Annotated in this window: 1 protein-coding gene; it reads left to right on the top strand. The window is 53.1% G+C overall.

Annotated elements, in window-relative coordinates; translation table 11 throughout:
• The first annotated feature begins 81 nt into the window (after positions 1-81).
• Positions 82-1,113, top strand: coding sequence for an IS110 family RNA-guided transposase (locus B7449_RS12235; RefSeq protein ID WP_014106769.1), 1,032 nt, complete (start codon positions 82-84; stop codon positions 1,111-1,113).
• The last annotated feature ends 344 nt before the right edge of the window (positions 1,114-1,457 follow it).

Here is a 1,457-nt window from a genome sequence, read left to right on the forward strand (position 1 = left end):
ATCCAGATGGGGTGGACGGCCTCCATGCGACATCAATGTGCCATGATGAGGTCGGAAGACCATTCAGAGGAGACCGCCCGGATGAAAGTTACCATAATCGGCCTGGATATCGCCAAGTCTGTTTTTCAAGTGCATGGCACGGACGCAAGCGGAAAATGTCTGCTCAAGAAGAAACTCGGGCGGAGTGAAGTTATCTCATTCTTTGAAAAGCTGGAGCGCTGCCTGGTCGTACTCGAAGCCTGTAGCACGTCGCATCACTGGGCTCGTGTCATCCGTGACACCGGTCATGAGGTAAAACTCATTCCCCCTGAAATGGTCAAACCATTTGTCAAACGTGGCAAGAAAAACGATGCTGTTGATGCCGCCGCGATTTGTCTTGCCGCGATCCATCCCGACACGCGCTTCGTCCCGATTAAAAATCGGGAGCAGCAAAGCCTGTTATCGCTGCACTCAACTCGTACCCTTCTGGTCAAACAGCAAACGATGCTGGTGAATGCGTTGCGTGCACTTGCAGCGGAATTCGGTTTGATTGTTCCCCTTGGAAATGCCCGTCTCCCCGAACTTCTGGCGAAAATCGAAACCTCATCCAATCTGCCTGATGCCCTGAAACAGACAACCATGCTGCTCTTTGAACAGTATGGTCGACTGAACGAAAGCATAGAAAACCTGGAAGGAGGTATCCGGACACATGCCAAACAGGATGAAGATGCTCGCCGTCTTTTGACCATCCCGGGCATTGGTCCGGTAACCGCCTCCCTGATTGTCGCGTCTGTTACCGATATTGGGGCCTTCGATACGGCCCGGCACTTCGCAGCCTGGCTTGGTCTCGTACCGCGCCAGCATTCATCGGGCGGAAAAACCCGATTGGGCAGAATTACCAAAACGGGCAACCGGGAAATAAGAAAGATGCTCGTTCTGGGCGCAACATCCATGCTTTACCGCGCACAGAAATGGGATAGCGCTGCGGGAGTATGGCTTTGCAAGCTTCTGGAACGTCGCCCGGGCCGTCTGGCAACCGTGGCGTTAGCCAACAAGCTGGCCCGGATCATCTGGGTTTTGTTGTCGCGCAAAGAGATCTATCGTCCGGCCGGTCGCAGTGTCGCTATAGTCTGACATGTACCACCAGGATGATGGATACCGGAATAAGCTCCGGTAGATCCGGCAGTATGCACTGACCGCGTGATGGGAAAGACTGTAATCAGAAGCAGTTCAGGCAATACCGAATGTCCCCATGTGCCATTGAGCACGAGATCCAGATTGGTGCCTGACACGCAAGCGAACACCCATGATGGCCAGCGAAGGATTTCGCATAAACAGGCCGGACATAAGGGCGCATCTGACCGGATCTCCACATCATGACAGTATCAGTGCATTTCGCTGGAGCGAAAATACGCAGAAGAAAGATACGACAATGCAATCAATGTGACCTCTTGCATCGTAAAGGCCGTCCACATAAG

Source organism: Komagataeibacter intermedius TF2, assembly GCF_000964425.1.
Lineage (GTDB): Bacteria > Pseudomonadota > Alphaproteobacteria > Acetobacterales > Acetobacteraceae > Komagataeibacter > Komagataeibacter intermedius.